Annotated in this window: 2 protein-coding genes; both read left to right on the forward strand. The window is 42.7% G+C overall.

Features of this window, described 5'->3' with window-relative positions; translation table 11 throughout:
- Positions 1-555 precede the first annotated feature (555 nt).
- Positions 556-1,824, forward strand: coding sequence for a group II intron reverse transcriptase/maturase (gene ltrA / locus BUC21_RS16160; protein ID WP_073404349.1), 1,269 nt, complete (start codon positions 556-558; stop codon positions 1,822-1,824).
- Positions 1,825-2,442: 618 nt separating this feature from the next.
- Entirely contained in the window at positions 2,443-3,711 is a 1,269-nt protein-coding gene (ltrA, locus tag BUC21_RS16165) for a group II intron reverse transcriptase/maturase (RefSeq protein ID WP_073404349.1), read from the forward strand.
- The last annotated feature ends 81 nt before the right edge of the window (positions 3,712-3,792 follow it).

Raw genomic sequence — 3,792 nt, forward strand, 5'->3', positions numbered from 1 at the left:
AGTGAGGGAGTGAGGGTGTGTGCCGTGAAAAATATTGCTGGCAAGCAATATTTGCAACTATGTACAAGATGAGGGTAGGCCCCTCGTGACCGGCTTACAGGAGTTGGTTGCAAACCAGTGTATGCTGCTTTGTTAAAGAGACGAGGTAGTGAGCGATACATTAAAAGTCGGCACAAGCCGGCAGGTACCTATACAAGAGATGACCGCAAGGGAACTATTGATGAAGCATCGAAAACTCTTTAGAAGATGTCAGAACCGATTCCTACTCTCAGATTCGGGATAAATCAGGAAATAACCTGTTTATTGTCCTGGTGGCATCCGGTGTTTAGATAGCATGACTTGTATGGAGGCTTTTACATGGAACACGGGAACCTGCCTTAGTATGTCAAGGGAGAAATTCAAGCAGCAGCCCTGCAAGAATGAGCGTACCAATAACTAAGTGCAGGGGCGGACTGTTCCGTAGTAGTATTGAAGTTTCTGTAATGGAAATGGAGCGAAGGGAACAGCTTATTCGGCAAATTACAATTGTACAACTATTAAATTAGGAGGATTCAAATGCAAAATGCAAAACCTTATGAGATTTCTAAGTATTTAATTATGGAAGCTTTCCAGAGAGTGAAAGCAAACCATGGGAGTGCGGGAATAGATGGTGTATCGATTAGTGCTTTTGAGAAAAATCTCAAAGACAATCTTTATAAGATCTGGAACCGCATGAGTTCGGGCTGTTACTTCCCTCCGTCGGTAAAACTGGTAGAAATACCAAAGCCGAATGGAGACAAGCGTCCGTTAGGTATACCAACCGTTGGAGACAGAGTCGCTCAAATGGCAGCTGTTATGATTATTGAGCCGCAAATAGAGCTTTGTTTTCATGAGAATTCGTATGCCTATCGGCCAAAGCGTTCCGCACACGATGCTATTGCCAAAGCTCGTGAGCGCTGCTGGAAGTATGACTGGGTGTTAGACATGGATATCAGCAAGTTCTTTGATACGATTGACCATGAGTTATTGATGAAAGCTGTTAGATTACACACGGATTCTCAGTGGGTATTGCTTTACATTGAACGCTGGTTGAAAGTACCTTATGAACTTAAAGATGGTAGTCGGATAGAACGAGACAAAGGTGTTCCGCAAGGTTCAGCTATCGGTCCTGTTCTAGCCAACTTATTTCTGCATTACGTCTTCGATATGTGGATGAGCAAGTATCATCCTCACATACCTTTTGAACGTTATGCGGATGATACTATCTGTCATTGTTCTACAAAAGCCCAGGCCGAAGCACTGAAACTCTCCATTCAACAAAGATTTGCCCAATGTAAGTTGATGCTGAATGAAGAGAAAACAAGGATTGTATATTGTAAAGACAACCGTAGGAAAGAAAAACATGAAGTTATTTCGTTTGATTTCCTTGGATATACCTTTCGTCCCCGAAAAGCGATAGATAAGAAAGGGGTGCCCTTTACAGGTTATTTGCCTGCAATCAGTAATAAGTCAATCAGTGGTATCCGTGAAAAGATTCGTAGCTGGAAACTTAAAAGGCATACGTTTCATACACTGGAGATGTTGGCTGACTATATAAATCCTGTGCTTCGTGGATGGATAAGCTACTATGGTAAATTTTATCCCACCCGACTTAAATGGTTATTAGAAGAAGTAAATGGGCACTTAGCCCGATGGGTAATGGCCAAATATAAGCGTTATCGTAGGAAACTATCCCGCGCTTATGACTGGTTGGGTAATATCTCCGAAAGGGAGAGAAATCTATTTTACCATTGGCAGTGGGGCGTAAAGCCTCCTTTTAATATACGAAAATCTCATATAGTTTGAATAAGAAGAGCCGTGTGACGGGAGACTGTCACGCACGGTTCTGTGAGAGGCTTGAGCTGGAATGCTCAGGCCTACTCGACGTGTGCCGTGAAAAATATTGCTGGCAAGCAATATTTGCAACTATGTACAAGATGAGGGTAGGCCCCTCGTGACCGGCTTACAGGAGTTGGTTGCAAACCAGTGTATGCTGCTTTGTTAAAGAGACGAGGTAGTGAGCGATACATTAAAAGTCGGCACAAGCCGGCAGGTACCTATACAAGAGATGACCGCAAGGGAACTATTGATGAAGCATCGAAAACTCTTTAGAAGATGTCAGAACCGATTCCTACTCTCAGATTCGGGATAAATCAGGAAATAACCTGTTTATTGTCCTGGTGGCATCCGGTGTTTAGATAGCATGACTTGTATGGAGGCTTTTACATGGAACACGGGAACCTGCCTTAGTATGTCAAGGGAGAAATTCAAGCAGCAGCCCTGCAAGAATGAGCGTACCAATAACTAAGTGCAGGGGCGGACTGTTCCGTAGTAGTATTGAAGTTTCTGTAATGGAAATGGAGCGAAGGGAACAGCTTATTCGGCAAATTACAATTGTACAACTATTAAATTAGGAGGATTCAAATGCAAAATGCAAAACCTTATGAGATTTCTAAGTATTTAATTATGGAAGCTTTCCAGAGAGTGAAAGCAAACCATGGGAGTGCGGGAATAGATGGTGTATCGATTAGTGCTTTTGAGAAAAATCTCAAAGACAATCTTTATAAGATCTGGAACCGCATGAGTTCGGGCTGTTACTTCCCTCCGTCGGTAAAACTGGTAGAAATACCAAAGCCGAATGGAGACAAGCGTCCGTTAGGTATACCAACCGTTGGAGACAGAGTCGCTCAAATGGCAGCTGTTATGATTATTGAGCCGCAAATAGAGCTTTGTTTTCATGAGAATTCGTATGCCTATCGGCCAAAGCGTTCCGCACACGATGCTATTGCCAAAGCTCGTGAGCGCTGCTGGAAGTATGACTGGGTGTTAGACATGGATATCAGCAAGTTCTTTGATACGATTGACCATGAGTTATTGATGAAAGCTGTTAGATTACACACGGATTCTCAGTGGGTATTGCTTTACATTGAACGCTGGTTGAAAGTACCTTATGAACTTAAAGATGGTAGTCGGATAGAACGAGACAAAGGTGTTCCGCAAGGTTCAGCTATCGGTCCTGTTCTAGCCAACTTATTTCTGCATTACGTCTTCGATATGTGGATGAGCAAGTATCATCCTCACATACCTTTTGAACGTTATGCGGATGATACTATCTGTCATTGTTCTACAAAAGCCCAGGCCGAAGCACTGAAACTCTCCATTCAACAAAGATTTGCCCAATGTAAGTTGATGCTGAATGAAGAGAAAACAAGGATTGTATATTGTAAAGACAACCGTAGGAAAGAAAAACATGAAGTTATTTCGTTTGATTTCCTTGGATATACCTTTCGTCCCCGAAAAGCGATAGATAAGAAAGGGGTGCCCTTTACAGGTTATTTGCCTGCAATCAGTAATAAGTCAATCAGTGGTATCCGTGAAAAGATTCGTAGCTGGAAACTTAAAAGGCATACGTTTCATACACTGGAGATGTTGGCTGACTATATAAATCCTGTGCTTCGTGGATGGATAAGCTACTATGGTAAATTTTATCCCACCCGACTTAAATGGTTATTAGAAGAAGTAAATGGGCACTTAGCCCGATGGGTAATGGCCAAATATAAGCGTTATCGTAGGAAACTATCCCGCGCTTATGACTGGTTGGGTAATATCTCCGAAAGGGAGAGAAATCTATTTTACCATTGGCAGTGGGGCGTAAAGCCTCCTTTTAATATACGAAAATCTCATATAGTTTGAATAAGAAGAGCCGTGTGACGGGAGACTGTCACGCACGGTTCTGTGAGAGGCTTGAGCTGGAATGCTCAGGCCTACTCGACA

This window comes from Bacteroides luti, from assembly GCF_900128905.1.
Lineage (GTDB): Bacteria > Bacteroidota > Bacteroidia > Bacteroidales > Bacteroidaceae > Bacteroides > Bacteroides luti.